The organism is Afipia clevelandensis ATCC 49720, from assembly GCF_000336555.1.
In the GTDB taxonomy this organism is placed as follows: domain Bacteria; phylum Pseudomonadota; class Alphaproteobacteria; order Rhizobiales; family Xanthobacteraceae; genus Afipia; species Afipia clevelandensis.
In genome coordinates this window covers 2,972,776-2,999,154 of sequence record NZ_KB375281.1, presented here as the reverse complement: position 1 = coordinate 2,999,154, position 26,379 = coordinate 2,972,776, and the positions used below count along the sequence as shown (strand labels likewise).

General features: G+C 62.7%; 21 protein-coding genes and 1 tRNA gene. 15 read left to right on the top strand and 7 right to left on the bottom strand.

Going from position 1 to position 26,379, the window contains the following annotated elements; translation table 11 throughout:
• Positions 1-44 precede the first annotated feature (44 nt).
• The 3 genes from HMPREF9696_RS14315 to HMPREF9696_RS14305 all read right to left on the bottom strand — a co-directional run bounded on the left by HMPREF9696_RS14315 (position 45) and on the right by HMPREF9696_RS14305 (position 3,783).
• Positions 45-845: an FAD binding domain-containing protein gene (locus tag HMPREF9696_RS14315; RefSeq protein ID WP_002713747.1), complete on the bottom strand. Its 801-nt coding sequence runs from the start codon at positions 843-845 to the stop codon at positions 45-47.
• A 12-nt stretch (positions 846-857) separates the two neighbouring features.
• Positions 858-3,212 carry a xanthine dehydrogenase family protein molybdopterin-binding subunit gene (locus HMPREF9696_RS14310; RefSeq protein ID WP_002713746.1) on the bottom strand — a complete coding sequence of 785 codons (2,355 nt, stop codon included), beginning with the start codon at positions 3,210-3,212 and terminating at the stop codon, positions 858-860.
• Positions 3,213-3,297: 85 nt separating this feature from the next.
• On the bottom strand, positions 3,298-3,783 hold the full coding sequence (locus HMPREF9696_RS14305; RefSeq protein ID WP_002713745.1) for a (2Fe-2S)-binding protein: 486 nt from the start codon (positions 3,781-3,783) through the stop codon (positions 3,298-3,300).
• A 322-nt stretch (positions 3,784-4,105) separates the two neighbouring features.
• Here HMPREF9696_RS14305 and HMPREF9696_RS14300 point away from each other — a divergent pair, with 322 nt between their 5' ends.
• The 8 genes from HMPREF9696_RS14300 (at position 4,106) to HMPREF9696_RS14265 (ending at position 12,820) form a co-directional block, all read left to right on the top strand.
• Positions 4,106-4,783 (top strand): 3-oxoacid CoA-transferase subunit A, encoded by a 678-nt coding sequence (locus tag HMPREF9696_RS14300; RefSeq protein ID WP_210161315.1) that lies wholly within the window; start codon positions 4,106-4,108, stop codon positions 4,781-4,783.
• Between the two features lie 3 nt (positions 4,784-4,786).
• Positions 4,787-5,470, top strand: a complete 684-nt coding sequence (locus HMPREF9696_RS14295; protein ID WP_002713743.1) for a 3-oxoacid CoA-transferase subunit B — start codon at positions 4,787-4,789, stop codon at positions 5,468-5,470.
• A gap of 293 nt (positions 5,471-5,763) precedes the next feature.
• Complete coding sequence (locus HMPREF9696_RS14290; protein ID WP_002713742.1) at positions 5,764-7,263, top strand: MFS transporter; 1,500 nt, start codon at positions 5,764-5,766, stop codon at positions 7,261-7,263.
• A 3-nt stretch (positions 7,264-7,266) separates the two neighbouring features.
• Positions 7,267-8,079: a trehalose-phosphatase gene (otsB, locus tag HMPREF9696_RS14285; protein ID WP_002713741.1), complete on the top strand. Its 813-nt coding sequence runs from the start codon at positions 7,267-7,269 to the stop codon at positions 8,077-8,079.
• The gene (locus HMPREF9696_RS14280; RefSeq protein WP_002713740.1) at positions 8,076-9,914 is read left to right on the top strand and encodes a glycoside hydrolase family 15 protein; all 1,839 of its coding nucleotides are present in this window, start codon (positions 8,076-8,078) and stop codon (positions 9,912-9,914) included. The genes otsB and HMPREF9696_RS14280 overlap by 4 nt, the downstream gene beginning before the upstream one ends.
• Before the next feature lie 251 nt (positions 9,915-10,165).
• Entirely contained in the window at positions 10,166-11,662 is a 1,497-nt protein-coding gene (locus HMPREF9696_RS14275) for an alpha,alpha-trehalose-phosphate synthase (UDP-forming) (RefSeq protein WP_002713739.1), read from the top strand.
• 90 nt (positions 11,663-11,752) lie between these two features.
• Positions 11,753-11,842, top strand: a tRNA-Ser gene (locus HMPREF9696_RS14270).
• A 258-nt stretch (positions 11,843-12,100) separates the two neighbouring features.
• The gene (locus tag HMPREF9696_RS14265) at positions 12,101-12,820 is read left to right on the top strand and encodes an outer membrane protein (RefSeq protein ID WP_002713738.1); all 720 of its coding nucleotides are present in this window, start codon (positions 12,101-12,103) and stop codon (positions 12,818-12,820) included.
• Positions 12,821-12,913: 93 nt separating this feature from the next.
• On the opposite strand, the gene HMPREF9696_RS14260 is transcribed toward HMPREF9696_RS14265, so the two are convergent.
• Both HMPREF9696_RS14260 and HMPREF9696_RS14255 read right to left on the bottom strand, forming a co-directional pair.
• Positions 12,914-14,044: a zinc-binding dehydrogenase gene (locus HMPREF9696_RS14260; protein ID WP_002713737.1), complete on the bottom strand. Its 1,131-nt coding sequence runs from the start codon at positions 14,042-14,044 to the stop codon at positions 12,914-12,916.
• Positions 14,045-14,209: 165 nt separating this feature from the next.
• The gene (locus tag HMPREF9696_RS14255; RefSeq protein WP_002713736.1) at positions 14,210-15,109 is read right to left on the bottom strand and encodes a LysR family transcriptional regulator; all 900 of its coding nucleotides are present in this window, start codon (positions 15,107-15,109) and stop codon (positions 14,210-14,212) included.
• Between the two features lie 97 nt (positions 15,110-15,206).
• Here HMPREF9696_RS14255 and HMPREF9696_RS14250 point away from each other — a divergent pair, with 97 nt between their 5' ends.
• The 3 genes from HMPREF9696_RS14250 to HMPREF9696_RS14240 all read left to right on the top strand — a co-directional run bounded on the left by HMPREF9696_RS14250 (position 15,207) and on the right by HMPREF9696_RS14240 (position 19,034).
• On the top strand, positions 15,207-16,181 hold the full coding sequence (locus HMPREF9696_RS14250) for an NAD(P)H-dependent flavin oxidoreductase (RefSeq protein ID WP_002713735.1): 975 nt from the start codon (positions 15,207-15,209) through the stop codon (positions 16,179-16,181).
• 63 nt (positions 16,182-16,244) lie between these two features.
• A complete protein-coding gene (locus HMPREF9696_RS14245; RefSeq protein WP_002713734.1) occupies positions 16,245-17,438 on the top strand; it encodes an ABC transporter substrate-binding protein in 1,194 nt (397 codons plus the stop codon).
• 75 nt (positions 17,439-17,513) lie between these two features.
• On the top strand, positions 17,514-19,034 hold the full coding sequence (locus tag HMPREF9696_RS14240) for an acyl-CoA synthetase (RefSeq protein WP_002713733.1): 1,521 nt from the start codon (positions 17,514-17,516) through the stop codon (positions 19,032-19,034).
• Positions 19,035-19,041: 7 nt separating this feature from the next.
• Here HMPREF9696_RS14240 and HMPREF9696_RS14235 read toward each other — a convergent pair whose 3' ends face one another.
• Positions 19,042-19,923 (bottom strand): MBL fold metallo-hydrolase, encoded by an 882-nt coding sequence (locus HMPREF9696_RS14235; protein ID WP_002713732.1) that lies wholly within the window; start codon positions 19,921-19,923, stop codon positions 19,042-19,044.
• Positions 19,924-20,012: 89 nt separating this feature from the next.
• Here HMPREF9696_RS14235 and HMPREF9696_RS14230 point away from each other — a divergent pair, with 89 nt between their 5' ends.
• The 3 genes from HMPREF9696_RS14230 to HMPREF9696_RS14220 are packed head-to-tail and all read left to right on the top strand — an operon-like array spanning position 20,013 to position 21,720.
• Complete coding sequence (locus tag HMPREF9696_RS14230) at positions 20,013-20,348, top strand: ArsR/SmtB family transcription factor (protein WP_002713731.1); 336 nt, start codon at positions 20,013-20,015, stop codon at positions 20,346-20,348.
• Positions 20,349-20,370: 22 nt separating this feature from the next.
• Positions 20,371-20,907, top strand: coding sequence for a rhodanese-like domain-containing protein (locus HMPREF9696_RS14225; protein ID WP_002713730.1), 537 nt, complete (start codon positions 20,371-20,373; stop codon positions 20,905-20,907).
• A gap of 39 nt (positions 20,908-20,946) precedes the next feature.
• Positions 20,947-21,720 carry a sulfite exporter TauE/SafE family protein gene (locus tag HMPREF9696_RS14220; RefSeq protein ID WP_002713729.1) on the top strand — a complete coding sequence of 258 codons (774 nt, stop codon included), beginning with the start codon at positions 20,947-20,949 and terminating at the stop codon, positions 21,718-21,720.
• On the opposite strand, the gene HMPREF9696_RS14215 is transcribed toward HMPREF9696_RS14220, so the two are convergent.
• Positions 21,721-23,841: a molybdopterin-containing oxidoreductase family protein gene (locus tag HMPREF9696_RS14215; RefSeq protein ID WP_002713728.1), complete on the bottom strand. Its 2,121-nt coding sequence runs from the start codon at positions 23,839-23,841 to the stop codon at positions 21,721-21,723.
• Positions 23,842-24,042: 201 nt separating this feature from the next.
• Between HMPREF9696_RS14215 and HMPREF9696_RS14210 the strand changes: the two genes are divergently transcribed.
• Complete coding sequence (locus HMPREF9696_RS14210) at positions 24,043-26,373, top strand: xanthine dehydrogenase family protein molybdopterin-binding subunit (protein ID WP_002713727.1); 2,331 nt, start codon at positions 24,043-24,045, stop codon at positions 26,371-26,373.
• The last annotated feature ends 6 nt before the right edge of the window (positions 26,374-26,379 follow it).

Below are 26,379 nucleotides of genomic sequence, written 5' to 3'. Positions count from 1 at the left end.
ACGGCGCGCATCGCTGCGCGCCGTTAAGTTTCGATTTGGCGGTGTCAGCCTGCCGCTGTAACCGCGCGTTGCGCCAGCACCTTGATCAGGTTGGCGCGGTAGGGCGCCGAGCCATGGATATCCTCCATCAGCCCGTCGGCGGAGATTTTCACTCCGTCGATGGCGCTGGCGGACCAGTTCGCCTTCAAGGCAGCCTCGATGGCCGGCACGCGCATCACGCCGCTTTGCGATGCGCCGGTGGCGGCGACACGGACGTCTCCCGATTTCGTCTTCGCGACGAACACGCCGGTGAGCGCGAAGCGTGACGCCGGGTGACGCATCTTCTCGTAGGCGGCCTTTGCCGGAATCGGGAACGAGACCTCAGTGATGATCTCGCCGTCTTCCAGCGCGGTCGTGAACAGGCCCTGGAAGAAATCATCGGCCTTGATGCTGCGCTTGTTGGTTTTCACCGTGGCGTCGAGCGCCACGAGGGCTGCGGGGAAATCCGCCGCCGGATCGTTGTTGGCAATCGAGCCGCCGATGGTGCCACGATAGCGCACGGCGGGATCGCCGAGCACCGAGGTCAGATGCACGATGGCGGGGATGGCCTTCTTCGCATCGGCGCTGGTCATGATGTCGTAATAGGTCGTCGCCGCCTTGATGACGAGCGCGTCGCCGGTGGCCGACACGCCGCTCAGGCCCGGGATACGGGCAAGGTCAATGACATCCGACGGCTGCGCCAGCCGCTGCTTCATCACCGGCAGCAGAGTTTGTCCGCCGGCGAGATACTTTGCGTCCGATCCCCTCTTGAACAGATCGAGCGCGTTTTCGACGCTTGAGGCGCGATGATAGGTGGTCTCGTACATGGTCGTGCCTCCTTACTCTGCGGCCTGCTGTTGATGGATCGCGTGCCACACCCGCGACGGCGAGGCCGGCATTTCAAGATTGTTGGTGCCGATGGCGTCGGTGATGGCGTTGATCACCGCCGGCGTCGAGCCGATGGCGCCGGCTTCACCGCAGCCCTTGATGCCGAGCGGATTGCTCGGGCACGGCGTCATGGTGTGCGAGATCTTGAACGACGGCAGATCGTCGGCGCGCGGCATGGCGTAATCCATGAACGACGCTGTTACGAGCTGGCCGCTCTTGTCATAGACCGCGCCTTCGAGCAGGGCCTGGCCGACGCCCTGCGCGATGCCGCCATGGACCTGGCCTTCGACGATCATCGGATTGATGAGGCGTCCGAAGTCATCGGCGGCAACGAAGTTGATGATGTCGGTCTTGCCGGTGCCGGGATCGACGTCGACTTCGCAGACATAGGCGCCGGCGGGGAAGGTGAAGTTGGTCGGATCGTAGAACGCGGTTTCCTTCAGGCCGGGCTCCATGCCGTCCGGCAGGTTGTGCGCGGTGTAGGCGGCCAGCGCGACCATCGGCAGCGCGATGGCCTTGTCGGTGCCGGCCACCTTGAACTGGCCTTCCTCGATGACGATGTCGTTCTCGGAAGCCTCTAGCTGGTGCGCGACAATCTTCTTTGCCTTGGCCTCGACTTTTTCCATCGCCTTCACGATGGCGGACATGCCGACCGCGCCGGAGCGCGAGCCGTAGGTGCCCATGCCGAACTGCACCTTGTCGGTGTCGCCGTGAACGATCGACACCTGACCGATCGGAATGCCGAGGCGATCCGCGACCACCTGGGCAAACGTCGTCTCGTGGCCCTGACCGTGGCTGTGCGAGCCGGTGAGGATTTCGATGGTGCCGACGGGATTGACCCGCACCTCGCAGGATTCCCACAGGCCGACGCCTGCGCCGAGACTGCCGACGGCCTTCGACGGCGCGATGCCGCAGGCTTCGATGTAGCAGGAGAAGCCGATACCGCGCAGCTTGCCTTCCTTCTTCGCCTTCTCCTTGCGGGCAGGGAAGCCGGCATAGTCGATGGCTTTCAGCGCGGCATCCAGCGAGGCGTTAAAGTCGCCCGCGTCGTAGGCCATGATCACCGGTGTCTGATGCGGGAAGCTGGTGATGAAGTTCTTGCGCCGCAGTTCGGCCGGATCGACCTTGAGCTGCCGCGCCGCGGTTTCCATCAGCCGCTCCATCACGAACGAGGCTTCCGGACGGCCCGCGCCGCGGTAGGCGTCGACCGGCGTGGTATTGGTGTAGACGCTGATGACTTCGGCGTAGATATTCGGGATGTTGTACTGGCCCGACAGCAGCGTGGCGTAGAGATAGGTCGGGACCGAGGACGAGAACAGCGACATGTAGGCGCCGAGATTGGCGTGGGTCTTCACCCGCAGGCCGATGATCTTGTTGTCCTTGTCGAAGGCCATCTCGGCCTTGGTGAGATGATCGCGGCCATGGGCGTCGGTGAGAAACGCCTCGGTGCGGTCTGCGGTCCATTTCACCGGACGGCCGGTGCGCTTGGAGGCCCACAGCGCCACCATCTCTTCCGGATAGATGAAGATTTTCGAGCCGAAGCCGCCGCCCACATCGGGCGCGATCACGCGCAGCTTGTTCTCTGGTGCGATGTTGTAGAACGCCGACAGCACCAGCCGTGCGACATGCGGATTCTGCGATGTCGTATAGAGCGTGAAGTGATCCTCGGCGGAATCGTATTCCGCCACGGCAGATCGCGGCTCCATCGCGTTCGGCACCAGCCGGTTGTTGGTGATGTCCATCGCCACCACATTGGCGGCCTTCTTGAAAGCGTCGTTGGTCGCGGCTTCGTCGCCGATGCTCCAGTCATAGATGACATTGCCGGGTGCTTCAGGATGAAGCTGCGGCGCGCCGGCGGCGATGGCTGCGCGAATATCGGCGGCGGCGGGGAGTTCTTCGTAAACCACCTCGACGGCTTCGGCGGCGTCGCGCGCCTGATTGCGGGTTTCGGCGATGACAACGGCCACGGCGTTTCCGACAAAGCGCACGACTTCCGGCGCCATCGCCGGCCACGCGCCCATTTTCATCGGCGAGCCGTCCTTGGAATGGATCATCCATCCGCAGATCAGGTTGCCGACCTTGTCGTCGACGATCTGCTGGCCGGTGAGCACATCGACCACGCCCGGCATGGCCTTGGCGGCGTCGACCTTGATGCTTTTGATTTTTGCGTGGGCGTGGGGGCTACGGACGAACGAGGCGTAAGTCATGCCAAACAGGCGGACGTCGTCGGTATATTTGCCCTTGCCGGTGATGAAACGCTTGTCTTCCTTGCGCGTAACCCGTGCGCCGATACCTTCAGCACTCATAATCTCGACCTTTCCATAATCGTCGCCGTGGTCGCGCGAGCAGCGCGGGCGACTGCACATCCGATGAGTGAGTCCTCGTCGCGGATCATTCCGCGGCGGCGGCAACCTTCATGCGTCCGGCGGCGTCGAGCACCGATTTGACGATGTTGTGGTATCCCGTGCAGCGGCAGATGTTGCCTTCCAGTTCGTGGCGCACGGTAGCCTCATCGAGGTTGCCCTGATGGCGATGCACGATGTCGATGGCCGACATGATCATGCCCGGCGTGCAATACCCGCATTGCAGGCCGTGATTGTCGCGAAACGCGGCCTGCATCGGATGCAGGTCGTCGCCCTTCGAGATGCCTTCGATGGTGGTGACATTGGCGCCGCTGGCCTGACCGACCAGTGTGGTGCAGGATTTGACCGCGCGCCCGTCGATATGGACGATACAGGCGCCGCACTGGCTGGTGTCGCATCCGACATGGGTGCCGGTGAGACCGAGATGATCGCGCAGCAGGTGAACCAGAAGAGTGCGATCCTCGACATCGGCGGACACCGCCTTGCCGTTGACCGTTAATTTGATTGTCGACACAAGCACCTCCCAAAGTGATTCCAACGGACTTTTGGAAATCGTTTTTTGTAATTGTTCTAATTAACAACCGGCGCGCAAAACTTTGCAACGCCGATTTTCGTCGCGGGTGTCATCGTGCGATCATCTGGACGTGAAGCGTGCGTGTTCGCGATGCGCATGATGTTATTTCGCAGTTGCGAAAGCAGATTGTGCGGAAGGTGCAAGCAATGCCGCTTTCTGCATTCCCTCAATGCGGATGTGACGTTTGATCGGTCCCGTCTTTTTGCTTAGGCTCTCGCGATCAAAGCTCGGAAAATAGAACACGAACAAGGAGTAAGGCGTGATCGACAAGCGCGTGGAGTCGCTGGAGGCCGCGGTCGCCGGCGTGAAGGATGGTGCGACCGTTCTGGTGCCCGGTTTTGGTGCCGTCGGGATCGCCGACAATCTCCTTGAAGCGTTGCACGATCAGGGCGCGAAGGAGCTGACGATTGTCGCCAACAATTCAGGCAATGGCGATCACGGACTGGCGCGGCTGATCAATTCGGGCCGTGTGCGCAAGGTGATCTGCTCCTATCCGCGTTCGGGCGACTACAGCGCCTTTCTCAAAGCCTATCGCGCCAAGAGTCTTGAACTGGAATTGGTGCCGCAGGGCACCATCAGCGAGCGGATGCGCTGCGCGGCCGCGGGTCTTGGCGGATTTTTCTCGCCGGTATCGGCGGGGACCAAGCTCGCCGATGGCAAGGAGCAGCGCGAAATCGACGGCCGTCTGCATGTGTTCGAGAAACCGCTGAAAGGCGACATCGCGCTGGTGAAGGCGGCGAAGGCCGACCGCTGGGGCAATCTTGTCTATCGCAAGTCCGCGCGTAACTTTAATCCGGTCTGCGCCATGGCGGCGGAATTGACCGTGGTCGAGGTCGAGACCATGGTCGAACTCGGGACGCTCGATCCCGAGGCCGTCGTCACACCGGGAATTTTCGTCGACAGGATTGTCGTTGCCGAACCGCTCAAGATCGGGAGCTGAATCGTGACCTATACGCCTTTGACACGTCACCAGATCGCCTGGCGCGCCGCGCAGGATTTGCCGGAAGGCGCCTATGTCAATCTCGGCATCGGCATTCCGACACTCACATCAGGATATGTGCCGAAGACGCGCGAAGTGATCTTTCACAGCGAGAACGGCGTGCTCGGCATGGGTGGTCCTCCGAAGCCGGGCGAGGAAGATGAAGAACTCACCGACGCCGGCAAGAACCTCACGACGCTCGTGACCGGCGGCTGTTACGTCCATCATGCCGATGCCTTTCTGATGATCCGCGGCGGTCATCTCGATTTCAGCCTGCTCGGCGCATTTGAAGTTTCCGAGAAAGGCGATCTCGCCAACTGGACCACTGAGGATTCAGAGTTTCCGCCCGGTGTCGGCGGTGCGATGGATCTTGCGGTCGGGGCCAAGGAAATTCGTGTGCTGATGGAGCACACCGACAAGAAGGGCCAGCCGCGCATCAAGTTCAAGTGCAGCTATCCTTTGACAGCGGCAGGTGTGGTGAAACGCATCTATACCAACTACGCCGTCATCGACGTCACGCCGCAGGGCCTGATGGTCGCCGAGATGATTCCCGGCATGACGCTCGAAACGCTGCAGTCCATGACCGAGCCGAAACTGCAGCTTGCGCCTGGCTACAAGGACATGATGCCGCCTGCGCGCGCGGCCTGATCGTTGCGGGAACTCCGGTTGGCGATCCAGACCATCCGGGTTCCCTATGGAACCCAACCCCCACCTCGACGTTGTTTCTGAGACGGCGGCGGATGTACCCGCAGTCAGGCGAAGCGGCTTGGCACTGGCGTTCCAGGCCATTCCGTTCTCGCGTTACCGTGCTCTCCAGTGCCCAGATACCGGAGAGCCTTTCGTCATTCGCCGTGATGTCAGGACCTCGCGGCGTTCCATTCGTTTTCGCCGGTCACGGCGTCCATCGCAGGGGCAAGAGTGGAACCGAGAAGGACGACGGGATGTCAGTTTTGACAAACATCCAGATGTCCCCTGCAAAAACGGTATCGGAAGGCGGCGTGGTCTCCTTCGCGCGGGCGGGCGTGGTTGTCGAAACCGATATCCCTGCGCGTCTGGATTCCCTGCCGTGGAGCGGCTTTCACACCCGGGTGATCGCCGCGCTCGGGATCACCTGGATTCTCGACGGCCTCGAGGTCACGCTGGCAGGCGCGCTGTCCGGTGCGCTGAAGGACAGTCCCGTCCTGCGCTTCTCGAATACGGATATCGGAATCGCGACCAGCGCCTATCTCGCCGGCGCGGTCCTGGGCGCCATCGGCTTTGGGTGGCTGACCGACCGGATCGGTCGCAAGAAGCTGTTTTTCGTCACGCTAGCCGTCTATCTCGCGGCAACGGCTGCGACGGCGTTGTCCTGGAATCTCGCGAGCTTCGCGCTGTTCCGGTTTCTGACCGGCGCCGGCATCGGCGGCGAATACACCGCGATCAACTCGACCATTCAGGAGCTTGTGCCTGCGCGTTATCGCGGCCGCACCGATCTGATCGTCAACGGCAGTTTCTGGATCGGCGCGGCTATCGGTGCGGTCAGTGCTATCGTGCTGCTCGATCCGGCCATCATTGATCCGGAGCAGGGATGGCGTCTGGCTTTCCTGACCGGCGCTGGCCTCGGCCTGATCGTGTTCGTGATGCGGTTCTGGATTCCGGAAAGTCCGCGCTGGCTGATGATTCACGGTCAGCCGGAGCGGGCGCTGGCGATCGCGGCTGAGATCGAACAATCGGTCGCGCATAGCGGACAACAGAATGCCACGCCGTTCCCCACGATCAGGCTGACCATGCGGACGCATACACCGATCCGTGAGGTGATCGCGACACTGTTCCGGACCTATCGGAGCCGTTCGCTGGTCGGGCTGTCCCTGATGGTCGCGCAGGCATTTTTCTACAACGCGATTTTCTTCACCTATGCTTTGGTTTTGACAGATTTCTTCGCTATCCCGGCGGCAAATGTCGGCTGGTACATCTTGCCCTTCGCGGCCGGGAATTTTCTCGGCCCGCTGCTGCTCGGTTCGCTGTTCGACACGCTGGGCCGGCGCAGCATGATCGCATTCACCTATGGCGTGTCCGGCATCCTGCTTGCCGTGTCGGGCTACCTGTTCTCGATTGGCGTGCTGACCGCGCAAACCCAGACGATTGCCTGGATGGTGATCTTCTTCTTTGCGTCTCCGGCGGCGAGTGCGGCGTATCTCACCGTGAGCGAGACATTTCCGCTCGAGGTTCGTGCGCTGGCCATCGCATTGTTCTATGCCATCGGCACCGGCGTCGGCGGCATCGCCGGGCCCGCGCTGTTCGGGGTGCTGATCGACACCGGCTCGCGCGATAGCGTGTTCGCCGGCTATCTGCTCGGATCGGCGCTGATGGTCGGCGCGGCAATCATCGCATGGCGTTACTGTATCGACGCCGAGTGCAAATCGCTTGAGGAGGTTGCGCGGCCGCTGGCGGCGCATGAGTAACGGATGGATCATCGTGTGATTGAAAATTCGTCGGCAAAATCCGGGAGCGACGTACTGCTCGCCCCGGCCGGAATCGTTCCGGACTTGAGCCAGACCGCGCTTCTGCTCGACATCGACGGCACGTTGCTGGAGCTGGCACCGACGCCGCGCGATGTCGTGGTGCCGCCGAATCTTGGCGCGGTCCTGCAGACGCTGCATGAAAGGCTGGATGGCGCGCTCGCGCTCGTGAGCGGGCGCTCACTGACCGACATTGATGTGATCTTCGCGCCGTTGCAGTTTCCCGCCGTCGGCGGTCATGGCGCGGAGATGCGCCTCTCGGTCGAAAGCGAGGCGGTCGCATCGCGCGCGCCGCCGATGGACAACGATCTGAAGCGCCGTTTCATCGCCATCTCGCAGCTCAGTCCGGGAATCTTGTACGAAGACAAGGGCTATTCGATCGCGCTGCATTATCGTCTGGCGCCACAGTTCGAGAAAGCCATCTACGAGGCGGTCTCCGCGATTCGCGCCGACCTGCCGCAGGCGCCCATCGAGGTGCTTCCCGGCAAGTTCGTCTGCGAGATCAAGCCCGCCGGCTTCACCAAGGCGACCGGCGTTCGCGAACTGATGAACCATGCGCCGTTCTCCGGACGCAATCCCATATTTATTGGTGACGATGTCACCGACGAATCCGTGTTCGCCATCATGCCGGCGTTTCGCGGTGTTTCATTTTCCGTGGGCCGCCGCGCGCACGGCGTCAACGGGCAGTTCAAGGCCCCGAAGGACGTTCGCGCGTGGCTCGCGCAATTACTCGACGAAGAGGCGATAGCGGCGCAATGAACATTCCCAAGGTGGTCACGGCTTCACAGGCCGAAGCCGGTGCGAAGATAGATCATGGTCTCGATCTCGCGGTGATCGGCAACTGCAAGACGGCGGCGCTGCTTGAGCCGACCTCGCGGCTGGTGTGGTGGTGTTTCCCGCGCTTCGACGGCGATCCGGTTTTCTCCCGGCTGGTCGCGGGCGACGAGGAAAAGGGCTTCAGCGATGTCGTGCTCGACGGAATGGTCGAATACACGTCCGACTATGTCCGCAACACCGCGCTGGTCGAAACGATCCTGACCGACGCCAAGGGCAACGCCGTCCGCATCACCGATTTCGCGCCGCGCTTCCGGCAGTATGGCCGCATGTTCCGGCCGCCGCAGTTGTTCCGTATCATCGAGCCGATCGCAGGGCTGCCGCGGATCACGATCCGGGTGAGGCCGACGCACTCCTACGGCAAGCCGTTGAAGCGCAGCTCCCTCGGCAGCAATCATATCCGCTATGTCGAGGAGGAATCGACGGTTCGCGTCACCACCGATGCGCCGATTGCGATGATCGAGCACGAAACGCCGTTCGTGCTGACGCGCCCGGTGCACATGGTGTTCGGCCAGGACGAACCGTATCCGGGCGACCTTGCCGCGACGGCGACCTCGTTCGCGGAGCAGACCAAGGCCTATTGGCTGCATTGGGTTCGGCGTCTGTACATCTCGTACGATTATCAGGAAGCGATCATTCGCGCCGCGATCACGCTCAAGCTGTCGAATTTCGAGGAGACCGGCGGCATCATTGCCGCGCATACCACGTCAATTCCGGAGGCTCCCGGATCGGGCCGCAACTGGGACTACCGCTTCTGCTGGCTCCGCGACGCCTACTTCGTCGTGAAGGCACTGAACCGCGTCGGCGCCACGCAGACGATGGAAGACTTCATCGGCTTCACGCTGTCGCTGGCGACCAATTCCGACGGGCCATTGAAGCCGGTCTACAGCGTGGTGCCGAATCTTGCCCTCGATGAGTGGATCGCGCACGATCTTAAAGGCTATCGCGGCGACGGGCCGGTGCGCATCGGCAATGCCGCCGTCGAGCAAAGCCAGCACGATACCTATGGCAGTGTGATCCTTGCGGCGCTGCCTCTGTTCTTCGACCGGCGATTGCCGACCCCCGCTGGCGAAAAACTGTTCCGGCTGCTCGAAGACCTCGGCGAGAAAGCCGCGCAGGTTGCGCTAAAGCCCGATGCAGGCATCTGGGAATATCGCGGGCGTCAGCGGGTCCACACCCACTCCGCCGCGATGTGCTGGGCAGGCGTCAATCGTCTCGCGTCGATCGCAACGCGGCTCGGCCTGCATGACCGCGCGGCCTATTGGAATTCGGTCGCCGACCCGATTCACAAGGAATTGCTGGAACGCGCTTGGAATCCGAAGCGCGAGGCCTTCACGGCGGCGTTCGGGTCGGACGATCTCGACGCCAGCGTTCTGTTGTTGCCCGATCTGGGCGTATGCGAGGTCGACGATCCGCGTTTCATCAAGACGGTGGCGGCGATGGAGCGCGATCTGCTGCGTGAGAAGCATGTGATGCGGTATGCAGCCGAGGACGATTTCGGATTGCCGGCGACCGCGTTCATGATCTGCCGGTTCTGGCTGATCGATGCGTGGTGGCAGCAAGGCCGCCGCGAGGAAGCGCGTGAGGCGTTTGTCGACGCGCTCGCGCATCGCAACCGCTACGGCTTGCTGTCGGAAGACGTCGATCCAAAAACCGGTGCGTTGTTCGGAAACTTCCCGCAAACCTATTCAATGGCGGGATTGATTCTCACCGGCATGAAGTTGTCGCGCAATTGGGAGGATCGTTACTGGCGCAGCTAGTGCGCGTTTCATCGCAAGGGTTGTAACGTTCACGACTCAAACGGGAGGTAATCTGCATAGGTGCGCGTTGCGCAATTCGAGGTGTGTCAAGACTATGCAGATTGCTTTTAATCGGCCAACCTTTTGTCTTAATGGAACCCGGTTCCGCATTGAGCGCCCAAGTTTGACGTGAATCAGTCGAGAGGGTGGCGAGGAACCATATTGATGAACAGGTGTTGGTTTTGCGTACGCAAAACTAGGGAGGGGACCCTGTGGATCTCGTTGTCGTTTCCAATCGTGTCGCGCGGGCAAAAGCAAATGAACCGATGACCGGTGGACTGGCGGCGGCTCTGTTGCCAGTGGTGGAAAAATCAGGCGCGATCTGGGTGGGCTCTTCGGGCCGCGTGCGCGACAACATCTCGAAGGATTCGTTCGCGGAAATCGAATCGCTTGGCGCAGGCGCGCTGGCCTTGCTCGATCTGCCTGCGGCTCACTACGGCGGATATTATGAAGGCTTCGCGAATTCCGCGTTATGGCCCGCGCTGCATTCGCGCAACGATCTGATCAAGGTTTCCCTGGATGATTATCAGTCTTATCGCGAAGTGAACGCATTCATGGCGCGTGCGCTGATGCGTTTCAACAAGCCGACCGCCGCGTTCTGGATTCAGGATTATCATTTTCTGACGCTCGGCGCGGAGATGCGCGATCTCGGCGTCGGCAATCCGCTGGGCTTCTTCCTCCATACGCCCTGGCCTTCGCGGCGTGTGATTTCGGGCGTGCCGCATCACCGCGATCTGGTCGAGGCGATGCTGGCCTACGATCTGATTGGATTCCAGACCGAGGACGACTGCGAGAATTTCGCTGACTATCTGCAGGCGGAACTGGGTCTTGATGTCGATGGCGAACTGGTCTCGTCGCGGTTCGGCACCTCGCGCATCGGAGTTTTTCCTATCGGTATCGACGTCGATGGGTTCGCGGCGCAGGCCCAGCGCGCGGCCTCGCATCCCGACGTATCCCGTCTGCGCAAGAGCCTGCACGGCGAACGGCTCGCGATCGGCGTCGACCGGGTCGATTATTCCAAGGGGCTGGTCAATCGCATCAGCGCGTTCGACCGGCTGTTTGAAATCCAGCCGTCGCTGAAGCGGTCGGTCTCCCTGCTGCAGATCGCGACGCCATCGCGCGGCGGCATCGAGGCCTACAGCAACCTTCAGGATGAACTGTCGAAGCAGGTCACCGAGGTCAACGGCCGTCATGGCGAGGTGGACTGGACGCCGATCCGCTATCTGAGCAAGGGGTTCAGCCAGACTGTACTGGCCGGCTTCTATCGCGCCGCGCAGGTCGGTGTGGTGACACCGCTGCATGACGGAATGAACCTAGTCGCCAAGGAATATGTCGCCGCGCAAAATCCGATCGACCCCGGCGTCCTGGTGCTGTCGAAGTTCGCCGGTGCCGCGAACGAACTGGACACCGCGCTGCTGGTCAATCCGCACGACATCGACGGCATGGCGCGGGGCATCGCCACGGCGCTCTCGATGCCCGCGACTGAACGGCGGATGCGGTGGGAGGCCATGATGAGGAAGCTGCGCGCCGGAACCATCCATAACTGGTTTGCCGGATTTATCGACGCGCTGGAGGCGACGCGCGGGGCGGCAGGCCCCAGCCTTTCGCCATCGGTTGTTCGGCCGCTCCGGCTGGCCAGCGGACCGGCCCTGAGCGGCGGCCAGATGCGCGATCCGTCCCGCTTTGCGCCCCGCCCGATAGCCAATTAGCGCATAAATCTCAAATATTTAGGGAATATTTCGACCGGAAGCCCGCGCTCTCTTGCAAATCGGCGCGGGTCCCTTCATGACAGGCGCCACGGAGAGGTGGCCGAGTGGTTGAAGGCGCACGCCTGGAAAGTGTGTATACGGGAAACCGTATCGCGGGTTCGAATCCCGCTCTCTCCGCCAGAGAATTCTCCGCAGCATCAAGAATAGCGACCGCAGGTTGGGCGGAAGAGACGGCTTGCACCGGGCAGGGCCTGCGGCGGCGACGCACGTTATGCCTAACGCCTCCTTTCCAAACCGGCCCCAAGAGTCTCTTTTTTGTCACGCTCGCAGGGAATGAGGCGCGCGATCCCCCCGGGCAGGAACTGAAACGCCCCGTCTCCATTTTTCATTAACCGGGGGGCCAATAGGGTCCGTCCCAACTCAACACGGGGAAAAACCATGCGTATTCGTTCTGCTTTCCTGGCCTTGTCCGCCACCCTGCTGGCTTCGACTGCCGCTCTCGCCGCGGACCTCGGCCCTCGCACCTACACCAAGGCGCCGGTTTACGCGCCTGCACCGATCTACAACTGGACCGGCTTTTACGCCGGTGTGCACATCGGCGCAGCCTTCGGTGGCGACAACGGCTACGCCACAACGATCCCCGGCCTGACCGGCAACAACCGCGACGCAGCCTTCCTCGGCGGCGGTCAGATCGGCGCTGACTACCAGTTCGCTCCGAACTGGCTGGTCGGTATCGAAGGTCAGATCTCGGGCCTCTCGGACAACAACCGCACCTTCACCAACGGCGTGGACTCGTTCCGTGACAAGTCCGACTGGCTCGCTTCGGTCACCGGCCGCCTCGGCTACACCTGGGGTCCGGGCCTGATCTACGCCAAGGGCGGTGTCGCGTTCCGTGACGACAACGGCCTTGCTGCAACCGCTGGCTTCCTGCCGGCTGTGACCGACCGCCAGTCGACCGGCTACACCGTCGGTGGCGGCCTCGAATACATGTTCGCTCCGGCCTGGTCGGCCAAGGTTGAGTACCAGTACTACAACTTCGACACGACCAACGTTGCTTCGGCGGCTGGCGCTCTGTCCTACAAGGACGACCTCCACACTGTGAAGGTTGGCCTGAACTATCGCTTCAACTGGGGTGGCCCGGTCGTCGCGAAGTACTGATTGATAAGTACTGAGTTCGTCGAAAGACAACAAAAGGCCCCGGTTTCCCGGGGCCTTTTTATTTGGCGCGGCACTGTAACGGCAAGCCGGGTTTTAGCCCTTGTTCGGGTTGATCAGGAACTTCTCGCCGGTCGCGCGCTTGGCGTAAGCTGCGATGTTCGGCAATTGCAGCGCTTCCTGAAGCGACACCTCCTGTGTGTAGTGACTGGCGAACGTGGTCTTGAGTTCGGCGGCGACACGCTCGCGCAGTTTCTGCGCCTCCGCCGGGCCGATCTTCTGCAGGAACGGAAACAGCAGCCAGCCGCCGAGACCCCATGTCATGCCGAAATTCCGGTTGAGTTCGGTCGGGCGGGTATCGAGACCGCCGTAGATATAGACCTGCTTGTGAACGGTCGAGCCGTAGCGGCTGTAGACCTTCGCGGTCTTGTTGGCCGCGATTTCCATGCAGGTGAGAATCTGGCCCGCCAGCTTGCCGCCGCCGATCGCGTCGAACGCCAGTGTCGCGCCGGTGGCGATCAGCGCCTGTGTCAGATCTTCCATGAAGGTTGCGCTGGTGGAATCGCAGATATGCGTCGCGCCGAGTTTGCGCAGAATCTCCGCCTGCTCGGCGCTGCGCACGATGTTCACGAGGCCGATGCCGTCCTTGATGCAGATCTTGTTCAGCATCTGACCGAGGTTCGAGGCGGCCGCGGTGTGAACCAGCGCGGTATGTCCCTCGCGGCGCATGGTCTCGGTCATGCCGAGCGAGGTGAGCGGATTGACAAAGCACGACGCGCCTTCGGCCGCAGTGGTGCCATCGGGCAGCACCATGCAGTCGGCGGCCTTGATGCAGCGATATTGCGCGTACATCGCGCCGCCGATCATCGCGACCATCTTGCCCATCATCGACTGCGCGCGGCTGGAGCTTCCGGCGGCGACCACGACGCCCGCGCCTTCATTCCCGACCGGCATGGACTCATCGAGGCGACCTGCCATGGCGCGCATCAGCGGCTGCGGCACGGTGGCTGTCACAACGATGCTGTCGCCGGAGCCGGATGATTTCGCGGTGGTCATGTCGGCGGCGCCGAGCAGCAGGCCGAGATCCGACGGGTTGATCGGCGCGCCTTCGACTCGGACCACGACTTCGTCGGCGGCGGGTTCGGGAATCTTGACCTTGGCCAGCGACAGTTCAAGTTCGCCGCTCTTCTTGATCAAGGAGCGCAGTTCAAGTCCCTCGAAACCCATGGTGTTCTCCCGTAACAAGTGACGCCTTGTTTGAAACGCATGCCGACTTCTAACGGCGGCGGAGGGCACTTTGCGCCGGATTCACGCGCGCAGGCAATGAGGCAGAAGGAATATATAGCTGTTGACCTGTCGCGCTTCGCGAAGTCAACGATCCGCGGCGCCGGGCTAAACTTTAGCGCCGCCGCTGAGAATCTCGCGGTCGATGCGCGAGCGCTGGGTGACGAAATTGATCACCGCGCGCACCGGCGGAAGGTCGATCAGGTCGGGATGCGCCAATAGCCAGATATCGGAAATTCCGGCGAGCTTATGCGGCGAAACGCGGATCAGGTCGTCATGCGCATCGGCCACGATGCAGGACATGGCGCAGATGCCGACCCCGGCGCGCACGGCGGCCAGCATGTCGGCCTGCGACGAGCAGCGCATCGCCACGGAGGCCTGCCGCGCGACGTGATCGCTCCAGCGGCCGAGTTCGGCATTGGAGGCGCGGTCTGCGAAGCCGATGACGCTATGATGTTTCCAGTCGTCGCGACTCGCGGGCAGGGGATGCCGCGCCGCGTAATCGCGCGAGGCATAGAAGCCGACGCCCAGCCGCGCGATCTTGCGGCCGACGAGATTTTCGTCGCCGCTCTGGTAGATGCGCAGCACGATGTCGGCCTCGCGCTTGCGTACGCTGACCGGAAACGGATGCGTGACGAACTCGATCTGAACGTCGGGATGCTCCGCGATAAAGGATGCCATGTGCGGCATCAGCCAGTAGGCCGCGAGCGTCGGGCCGATGGAGAATTTCACCAGCCCGCGCGCCTTAGTGCCTTTCGCCGACACAGCGGCCTCGGCGCGCAGCGCAGCCGCCTCCATCGCGGTCGTGTGTTCGCGGAAGCGACGGCCCTGCGCGGTGAGAGTCAGCCCTTCATTGGATCGGACAAACAGTTTGGTCCCGAGCTGGGCTTCCAGCGCGGCGATGTCACGGCTCACGGTCGGATGGCTGGAGCGCAGCCGCCGGGCCGCGGCGAGGTAGCTGCCGGATTCGGCGACGGCGAGGAACGTTCTGCAGAGATCCCAATCCATGCTGTTCAATCTTGATGTCTCAATTGTTCAAGATTGGACATCCAGAGGCTCCGGTCAAGATGTTATTGTTGCTTACATTCAGAACAGGAACCCTCCGATGCCGCTTCCAGCCTCGCTCGCCGGTAAACTTGAACTGCCCGTTCTCGGATCGCCGCTGTTTATTGTCTCGGGTCCTGAACTCGTCATCGCCCAGTGCAAGGCGGGTGTCGTCGGCTCATTCCCGGCGCTCAACGCGCGGCCTGCGGAAAAGCTCGGCGAATGGCTGACCCAGATCGAGGATGAGCTTGGCGAGTATCAGGCGAACAACCCCGACAAGAAGGTCGCGCCCTACGCGGTCAACCAGATTTGCCACGCCTCCAACGATCGCCTGATGAAGGACATGGAAACCTGCGTGAAGCACAAGGTTCCGGTCATCATCACCTCGCTGCGCCCGCCGTCCGAAATCGTCGACGCGGCGCACTCCTATGGCGGCGTGGTGTTCCACGATGTCATCAACGTGAAGCACGCGCGCAAGGCGGCGGAGCAGGGCGTCGACGGTCTCATTCTGGTTTGCGCAGGTGCAGGCGGGCATGCGGGAACGCTGTCGCCCTTCGCGCTGGTGCGTGAAGTGAAGCAATGGTTCAAGGGCACGATCCTGCTCTCGGGCGCGATTTCCGATGGCTGGGGCATCGCCTCCGCGCTCGCGCTCGGCGCCGACATGGCCTACATGGGCACGCGCTTTATCGCGACCGTCGAGGCCAATGCCGATGAAGCCTACAAGAAGGCGCTGACCGAATACGCCGCGCATGACACGGTCTACACCAACCTGTTCACCGGCGTTCACGGCAATTATCTCGGCCCCTCGATCGCGGCCGCGGGTCTCGATCCCGCCAACCTGCCGGTGGCGGACAAGACCAAAATGAATTTCGGCTCCGGCGGCAACATGAAAGCCAAAGCCTGGCGCGACATCTGGGGCTGCGGACAGGGCATCGGCCAGATCACAGACGTGCCGTCGGTGGCCGAACTGGTGGAGCGCCTGAAGGGTGAGTTCAACGACGCCACCGGAGATTTTGCAAAGCGCATCAGCGCCTGATCGGCGTCCAGGGCACGCGCAAAAGCGCGGCCTCACAACAATAACCAACCGGGAGGAAAGAGCATGATGAAAGCTGGATCAATACGGACGCTTGCGGTCCTGACGCTCGTGGCGTTCGGGATCACACAGGTGCAGGCGGATACAAAGGGGGAGATCCGCATCGGCCAGACCTTGCCCTACAGCGGGCCGCTGTCGGGCTTCGGCATGATCGGCCGGGTGCAGGAGGCGTATTTCGAGAAGATCAATGCCGAAGGCGGCATCAACGGGCGCAAGATCAAGTTCATCAGCATGGATGACGCCTATTCGCCGCCGAAAACTGTCGAGCACACCCGCAAGCTGGTCGAACAGGACGAAGTGCAGGTGATGTTCGCCTCGCTCGGCACCGCGACCAACAACGCTGTGCATCGCTATCTCAACGGCAAGAAGATTCCGCAACTGTTCGTTCTCAGCGGCGCGACCAAATGGGCCGATCCGAAGGGCTTCCCCTATACGATGCCGGGCATGGCCGCCTATGCATCCGAAGGCGTGATCTACGCCAAGCATATCCTGGCGACCAAGCCGGATGCGAAGATTGCCATTCTGGCGCAAAATGATGATTTCGGCCGTGACTATGTCGGCGGCTTCAAGCGCGCGCTGGGCGCCAAGGCCGCAACCATGATCGTGGCCGAGGCGAGCTATGAAGTGACTGCGCCCACCATCAATTCGCAGCTTGCGACACTGAAGGCATCCGGCGCCGACGTGCTGTTCGGCGTGGTGCTCGGAAAGTTCACGTCGCAGCTCATCAAGGGCATCGCCGAACTGGGCTGGAAACCCGACATGACGTTCCTGCCGACTTCGGCGGCGTCGATTTCCTTCCTCGCCCCGGCCGGACTGGAGAATGCCGTCGGCATGATTTCGTCGAGCAACCAGAAAGACGTCAATGACGTGCAATGGGCGAACGATCCCGGCGTGAAAGAGTTCTTCGCGTTCATGAAGCAGTACATGCCGAATGCCGACCTGAACAACTCCAACTATTCCGCCGGCTATCACTACGCGCAGTTGATGGTCGCCGTGCTCAAGGCCTGCAAGGACGACTTCAGCAGCGAGAACATCAGGCGTCAGGCCGCTTCGCTCAAGGACGTGCACCTGCCGCTGTTGCTGCCCGGGATCACGGTCAATACAGGGCCGGACGATTATCTGCCGTTCCAGCAGCTTCTGCTCCGCCGCTTCGACGGCAAGAGCTGGGTCGGTTTCGGCAAGGTGCTCGACGACCAGTAAACACATGCGTCAGCGGCAGGCACGTCCGGACTCCCGGACGTGCCTGTTTCGTTTTCTTTGAGCCGGAGCGATACGATGATTATCAGCGGCGAACGCCGGATCAGTTATCCCGACATCCAGGAACGCATTGCGCGGGCCGCCAGCGGCTTCAAGGCGCTGGGCGTCCGCGATGGCGCGCCCGTGGGGCTGATGCTGCGCAACGATTTCGCGTTCTTCGAGGCTTCGTCGGCCGCAGCAATGCTCGGCTCGCCGGTGGTGCCGATCAACTGGCACCTGAAGTCCGAGGAGGTCGCCTACATTCTCGCCGACAGCGGCGCGCAGGCGCTGGTCTGTCACGCCGACCTGCTGCCGCAGATCAAGGACGGTCTGCCCAAGCGGTTGCCATTGCTGGTGGTGGAAACGCCGCCCGAAATCGTCGGCGCGTTCGGCGTTTCGCCCGAACTCGCGCGCGTGCCCGATGGCTATGTCAACTGGGACACCTGGCGCGATGGTCACGCGCCGTCGCGCGAAGCGCCGGGCCGCGCCTCGCCGATGTTCTATACCTCCGGCACCACGGGCCGTCCGAAAGGCGTGCGTCGTATGCCGATGCCGCCGGAGCTGATGGCTGCCGCAGAGCGCGTCAGTGGCATCACCTATGGCGTGAAACCAAACGAGGATCAGATCATTCTGATGAACGGGCCGATGTATCACTCGGCGCCGAATTCCTACGGCATGCTGGCATTCCGTCACGGCTGCACCATCGTGCTTGAGCCGCGCTTCGATCCCGAGGATCTGCTGCAGCTCATTGAGCGGCACAAGGTCACGCACATGCACATGGTGCCGACCATGTTCGTGCGCCTGCTGCGGCTGCCGGATGAGGTGAAATCCCGCTACGACCTGTCGTCGCTGCGCTTTGTCGTGCATGGCGCGGCGTCGTGCCCGGTGCCTGTGAAGCGGGCGATGATCGACTGGTGGGGACCGGTGGTTCATGAATACTTTGGCTCGACCGAAACCGGCATTCCGGTCTGGCACTCTGCGCAGGAAGCGCTGGCGAAACCCGGCACCGTTGGCCGCGCTATCGAAGGCGGCATCGTGAAAATTTTCGGTCCGAACGGAGAGCCACGCAAGGCCAACGAGATCGGTGAGATTTTCATGCGGCAGACCGCGATCCCGGATTTCGACTATCACCGCAAGGCCGGCGCGCGCGAGGAAGCGGGCCGCGAGGGACTGATCAGCGTCGGGGACGTCGGCTATCTCGACGACGATGGCTACTTGTTCCTGTGCGACCGCAAGCGCGACATGGTGATTTCGGGTGGCGTCAACATCTATCCCGCCGAGATCGAGAACACGCTGATCGGCATGGACGGCGTGCGCGATTGCGCGGTGTTCGGCATCCCCGATGACGAGTATGGCGAACGGCTGATGGCCTGCATCGAGCAGGACGCCGGCGTGTCACTGACGCCCGCAGCCGTGCAGGATTATCTCCGCAAGCGGCTCGCGAATTTCAAGGTGCCGAAGGACATCAGGTTCCTCGACGAACTTCCGCGCGAGGCCAGCGGCAAGATTTTCAAGCGCAAGCTGCGCGATCCTTATTGGGAGAATGCCGCAAGGGCATAAGCGGCGACTATCGCGCTGCCGATGCCTTGAATGTCACCGGAATCAGCAGGTAATGCACGCCGTTATCTTCCGCCGGCGGAAACGCCCCGGCGCGGATGTTGACCTGAATCGACGGCAGCAGCAGGGTCGGTGCGGACAGCGTGGCGTCGCGCGTCATGCGGGCGGCCACAAACTCGTCCTCGGTCTTGCCGCCGCCGATGTGGACGTTCCGCTCGCGCTGTTCGCGCACCGTGGTTTCCCATGCGTAGGTATCGCGGCCCGGCGCCTTGTAGTCGTGACACATGAACAGGCGCGTCTCCGGCGGCAATGACAGCAGCTTCCAGATCGAGCGATACAACTGGTGCGCGTCGCCGCCGGGGAAATCCGCGCGCGCGGTGCCGTAGTCCGGCATGAACATCGTGTCGCCGACAAACACGGCGTCGCCGATCCTGTAGCTGAGGTCGGCGGGTGTATGGCCCGGCGTATAGATGCATTCCACCGCGAGATTGCCGATCTTGAAAACTTCGCCGTCCTTGAACAGGTGATCGAAATCGCCGCCTTCGGGCTTCATGTCGGTTGCATTGAAGATAGGGCGGAAGATCCGCTGCACATCCTTGATGTGTTCGCCAATGCCGATCTGCGCGCCGGTTTTCGCCTTGATGTAAGGAGCGCCCGAAAGGTGATCGGCATGGGCATGGGTTTCCAGCGCCCAGACGATGGTCAGCTTGCGGTCGGCGGCGGCCTTGAGAATCGTCTCCACGGAGCGGGTGTCTACCTCGCCCGATTTGGGATCGTAATCGAGCACAGGGTCGATCACCGCGCTTTGTCCCGTCGAAGGGTCTGAGACCAGATAGCTGATGGTGTTGGTGGGTTCGTCGAAGAACGCCTGGATGTCCGGTGTGACAGTCATGGTGCGCGCCTTTCAATGTCGGTCAGTCGGGAGTTGACTTATTATATTAGACAATGCTAAATAAGCAATAGCTAATATAAGGAATGGCGATGAGCGTCCGATTTTCCGATCTTGCCGCGTTCGAGGCGCAAGCCGCCGAAGTCGCGGCGATCCTGCGCGAACTCGGCAACGAGCGGCGGCTGATGATCCTTTGCAAGCTGGTGGAATGGGGCGAGGCGAACGTCTCGGCGCTGGCGGAGGCCGTTGGCTTGAGCCAGTCGGCACTGTCGCAACATCTGGCGAGGATGCGGGACGAGAAGCTCGTGACCTTCCGGCGGGAGTCACAAGTGCTCTGGTACCGGATCGCCGATCCGCGCATCGAACAGCTTCTGTCGACGCTTCAAGGCCTCTTTTGTCCGCCACCCGCGCGCCGGACCCGGCGCTGAACCTCACGATTGGAGAACCATCATGACGCTGCGAACTGTCAGTCCCAAGAAAGCCCGCGAGATGCTGAACGAGGGTGCGATTCTGCTCGATATCCGCGAGGCGGACGAGCATGCGCGCGAGCGCATTGCCGCCGCCCGGAGCCTGCCGCTCTCCACGCTGGATCAGGCAGATTTCGCGCTTCATCGCGGAAAGCCCGTGATCTTCCATTGCCGCTCCGGCCAGCGGACACAGATGAACGCGGCCCGGCTGCAGGCGCGCGCAGGCGACGGTTGCGAGGCCTTCGTTGTGGAGGGCGGTCTCGATGCGTGGCGCAAGGCCGGATTGCCGGTGGTGACGGATCGCCGTCAGCCGATCGAAATGCAGCGGCAGGTGCAGATCGTGGCTGGCAGCCTTGGTCTTGGCGGCGTGCTGCTGGGCGCGTTCGTCTCGCCGGCATTCTATGCGGTGCCTGGATTCATCGGCGCGGGCCTTTTGTTCGCGGGACTGACCGGAACCTGTGGAATGGCCAAGCTGCTAAAGTTCGCGCCATGGAATCGCGGCATACTGGGTCCGGCCTGATCGCGCGAACGCTTCCCCGTTGCAAGTGAGAATGAAACCATGATGTCCCTGACGCAAGGGTTGCTCGGAGCGGCGTCAGGCTCGCTTGTTGGTTTCTCGCTCGGTCTCGTGGGCGGCGGAGGGTCAATTCTCGCGGTGCCGCTGATGGTCTATCTGGTCGGCGTCCCGAACGCGCATGTGGCGATCGGCACCAGTTCGCTGGCGGTGGCGGCGAGCGCGGCGTTCAACCTGATGATCCATGCGCGCACCGGCATGGTGAAATGGGGCTGCGCGGCGGTGCTGGCCGCGGCCGGGGTGGCCGGCGCGGCGCTCGGCTCCGTTGTCGGCAAGATGGTGGACGGCCAGCGGCTGCTGATGATGTTCGCGATGCTGATGCTGGTGGTTGCCTTTCTGATGCGCCGCCGCCGCGATCATGGCGGCGACAAGTCGGTGCAACTCAGCCAGGCCAACGCGCCGGTGCTGGCCGGCCTCGGACTGGTGACCGGAATTCTGTCGGGCTTCTTTGGAATCGGCGGCGGATTTCTGATCGTGCCGGCATTGGTGTTCGCCACCGACATGCCGCTGGTCTACGCGGTCAGTTCGTCGCTGGTGGCGGTGCTGGCTTTCGGCCTGACCACCGCCGCAAGCTACGCGGTCTCCGGCCTTGTGAACTGGCCGCTGACCGCGGTCTTTATCGGCGGGGGACTTGCGGGCGGCTATCTCGGCGTGAAATCGGTGCATCTGCTCGCCGACCGGCGGGCCTTGCTCAACGATATTTTCGTGGGCGTCATTACTGTTGTGGCGATCTATATGCTGGCCCGCAGCGTGATGTAATCACGCCGCCGGCTTGATCCACACCCGGTTGTCGTGGAAGGCCGCGCCACCATAGGGCGCCACCGGGTCCGCGCCGGTGAGGGTGTTGATGCCGCGCCCGTCCTCAAAAGCGCTGTTCGGCCAGATTGATTCTGCGATCAGCACGCCGCGGCGCACGCCCTCGAAGATCTTTGCATGAAGGCGCACCTCGCCGCGCGGATTGCCGAGGATCACCTTGTCGCCATCGGCAATCGAAAGAGTGGCTGCATCTTCGGGGTGGATCATCACCGTCGGCCGCTGTTCGCGACCGAGCGATGTCGGCGTTTCATTGAAGGTCGTGTTGAGGAAGTTGCGCGCCGGAGACGTGGCGAGCCGGAAGGCGTGGCGCTCATCGGCTTCCTCGATCACCGTCCAGTGGTCCGGCAGTTTCGGAAGGCCGTCCACCGGGCCGGAAAGCCCCGGGCTGCGGAACGGCACTGTCGGCCAGTCCGGCTTGAAGCGGAATTTCTTGTCGGGCCACGCAAAACCCTTGGTGTAGTGCGCGGTGTCGAAATCCGGCTGGCAGTCGATCCAGCGCTCGCGCTCCAGATTTTCCAGCGTGCCCCAGCCGGATTTTTGCAGCGTCCAGTCGATGATGTCGCGCGGCGTCATGTCGAAGCCGCGATGCTGCGCGCCGAGCCGCTTCGCAAGACCGACGATGACATCATGGTTGGAGCGGCATTCTCCCGGAGGCTCGATCAGCTTGGGTCCAAGCAGGATGTGCTGCTGCCCGCCGCCCTGATAGATGTCGTCATGCTCCATGAACATTGTCGCGGGCAGCACGAGATCGGCGGCCTTCGCCGTCTCGGTCATGAACTGCTCATGCACGCAGACGAACAGGTCGTCGCGCGCGAAGCCCTGTTTCACGCGGGTCTGGTCCGGCGCCACCGTCACCGGATTGGTGTTCTGGATCAGCATCGCCGTCACCGGCGGGCCGTTGAACAACGCATCCTTGTCGCCGCACAGGATCGCGCCAATTTGCGACTGGTCCAGCATGCGGATCGAGGGATCGACCATATCGGTTCCCTCGATCAGGCTGCGGTCCCAGTGAAAGATTGCGCCGTTGTTGTGGAATGCGCCGCCGCCCTCGTAACGCCATGCGCCGCTCACCGCCGCGATGCAACTTGCCGCATGCATGTTCGCCGCGCCGTTGCGCGACCGCGCGAAACCGTAGCCCAGCCGGAAATAGGTTCGCGGCGTGTTGCCGACGAGCCGCGCGAATTCTTCGATGGTCTCGACCGGGCAGCCGGTGATTTGCGAGGCCCATTCGGGGCCACGGCTGCGCAGATGTTGCTCGAGTTCATCCGGCGCGTCGGTATGTTGCGCGAGGAAATCGCGATCGGCCTTGCCGTCGCGGAACAGGCAATGCATCACCGCGCAAGCCAGCGCGCCGTCGGTGCCGGGCCGCACCAGCACGGCAAGGTCGGCCTGTTCCATGGTGCCGTTCATATAGACATCGACCGCGACGATCTTCGCGCCGCGCTCCTTGCGCGCGCGGGTTGCGTGGGTCATCACGTTGACCTGGGTGCTGACCGCGTTGGTGCCCCAGATCACCACGCAATCGGACTTCGCCATCTCGCGCGGATCGGGTCCGGCGAGCAGGCCGGTGCCTGCGACAAATCCGGTCCATGCCGGATTGACGCAGATGGTGGAGTGAAAGCCGGAATACTTCTTGGCATGGCGCAGGCGATGGATGCCGTCGCGCATCACAAGGCCCATGGTGCCGGCATACTGGTACGGCCACACCGTCTCGGAACCGTAGCGCGCCTCAGCCACGCGAAACTTCTCTGCGGCCAGATCGAGCGCCTCGTCCCACGCAATCGGCGCGAAGGTGCCGGAGCCTTTTGCGCCGGTGCGGACCAGCGGCCTGGTCAGGCGATCCGGATGATGAATCCGTTCGGCATAGCGGGCGACCTTGGCGCAGATCACGCCTGCGGTGTAGCTGTTGTCCCGCGCTCCGCGCACGCGGCCGATGGTGCGCTCGTCCAGCACATCCACTTCCAGGGCGCAGGTCGACGGGCAATCGTGCGGACAGGCGGTGGCTGCGACCCGTTGAGGCACAGATTTCGGCGGCGAGGATTTGGGACGCAGCATCTGGTTCATGACACGACCTTAGTGGGCGTGGAGCGGCATGCAAGGCTGCGGCACGGCTTTCGGGGCAGGAAAGCCCCGATTCCCGCGCATGGCGGAAAACCAAATCGCGGACTCAACTCCGGTAGCACGTTTGTGCTATGCGGAACCAGCATTCGGGTCGCGTCAGCGTGCCGACCCCGGTGTCTGGCTGCACATCGCGAAGGAATATCCATGAACATTCTGCCTGCCAATCTGCGCTTCGGCGCGGGACAATCCGTCAAGCGTCTCGAAGACCAGCGGCTTCTCACCGGGCAGGGACATTTCGTCGACGACAAGCCGCAGGACGGTGGCCTTTGGCTCTACGTTCTGCGTTCGCCGCACGCGCACGCGAGGATCAAGGCCATCGACACCGGTGCAGCGTTGGCGATGGAGGGCGTAGCCGCCGTCTATACCGGCGCCGATCTGGTCGCGGACAATATCGGCACCATTCCGACACTGCCGATTTTCAAGCGGCCCGACGGCTCGTCGATGCAGGCGCCCCCGCGCCGGCTTCTGGCGCATGAGATTGTTCGCTTCGCGGGCGAACCGGTCGCCGCCGTGCTGGCGGCGTCGCGCGCCGACGCGCAGACCGCAGCCGAGGCCATTGCCATCGACTATGAAATTCTGCCTGCAGTGGTTGCGCCGGCCGATGCACTCGCGCCGGGTGCGCCGGTGGTCTGGCCCGATGCGCCGGACAACATCGCAGCCTCCATGAGCTACGGCGATGCAACTGCAACGGAAGCCGCCTTTGCGAAGGCCAAACACGTCGTTTCGCTCGATCTGACCAGCCAGCGTCTGGTGCCGTCCGCACTGGAGCCGCGCAGCACCATGGCGGAGATCGACAAGAAGACCGGCCGTCTGACACTGCATGTTCAAAGCCAGACTCCGACCGCCACGCGCGACATTCTGGCCGATGTTGTGCTCAAGCGCCCGAAGGACAGCGTCCATGTGCTGGTCGGCGACATCGGCGGCGGCTTCGGCCACAAGGTCAATCTTTATCCGGAAGACGGCATCGTCGCCTATGCGGCACAGAAGCTGAAGCGCACGGTGCGCTGGCGCGGCGACCGCCTCGACGATTTTGTCGGCGGCCATCATGGCCGCGATCTCACCTCGACCGGTGAATTCGCGCTCGATGAAAAGGGCCGCGTGCTGGCATTCCGTGTCCGTTCGCTGGGCGGTGTGGGCGCCTATCTCACCGGCGCGGGCGTCATCATCCCGCTCGTGCTCGGGCCGTTCGTGGCGACGGGTGTCTACGACCTGCCGCTGATTCACTTCGACATCAAGGCTGTGCTGACTCATACCGCGCCCACCGGCCCCTATCGCGGCGCCGGACGGCCGGAAGCGGTGTTCATTGTCGAGCGGCTGATGGACGCGGCCGCCCGCCAGATCGGCATGGACCCGCGCCAGATCCGCAAGGTGAACTACATCAAGCCGTCGCAACTGCCCTACAAGAACGCGGTCGGCGAAACCTATGACAGCGGTGCTTTCGCGCACATGCTGGAGCGCGCCTCGAAACTCGCCGACTGGGACGGGTTCAATGCGCGCAAGAAGGCCGCAAAGAAAAAAGGCCTGCTCTACGGCCGCGGCCTGACCAGCTACATCGAGTGGACCGGCGGACGCGTTCACACCGAGAAGGTGACGCTGCACGCAACGGCGGAAGGGCGCGTCATCCTGCAGTCGGGCACGCAGGCGATGGGGCAGGGATTGCAGACCAGTTATTCGCAGATGGTCGCCGGGGCGCTTGGCATTCCGCTGGACCGCATTGACGTCATTCAGGGCGACACCGACAAGGCGACTGGCGGCGGCAGCGTCGGCTCGCGTTCGCTGTTCGTGGGCGGCACCGCGGCTGTCGTCTCGGCGGGCGACCTCATTCAGAAGGCGCGCGAGAAGGCCTCGCATGTGCTTGAAGCGTCCGTCGGCGATATCGAATATGGCGACGGGATGCTGACCGTGGTTGGCACCGACCGCCGTGTCAGCCTGTTCGACCTAGCGAAGGACGAGGAGGACGCGCGTCTTACCGTCAATAGTCAGGGCGATGTCGACGGGCCTACCTGGCCGAACGGCACGCATATCTGCGAAGTCGAAATTGATCCGGAGACCGGCATCACGCGCGTGGTGCGTTACACCACGGTGGACGACGTCGGCATCGCGATCAATCCGATGCTGGTCACCGGACAGGTTCACGGCGGTGTCGCGCAGGGCATCGGCCAGGCGCTGTACGAAGCCGTGGTCTACGATCCGTCGGGGCAATTGCTCACCGCGAGCTATCAGGATTACTGCATCCCGCGCGCCAGCGACATGCCGCATATCGACGTCACGCTTGACGATTCCGCGCCGTGCAAGACCAATCCGCTCGGCGCCAAGGGCTGCGGCGAATCCGGCGCGATTGGCGGGCCGCCTTGCGTCGTGAATGGCGTGATGGATGCGTTGAGCGAGTTTGGCATCACCTCGCTGCAGACGCCGCTCACGCCAGTAAAAATCTGGGATGCGATCCAGCAGGCGAAAGCCACGAAGGCGGCATAAACGCTT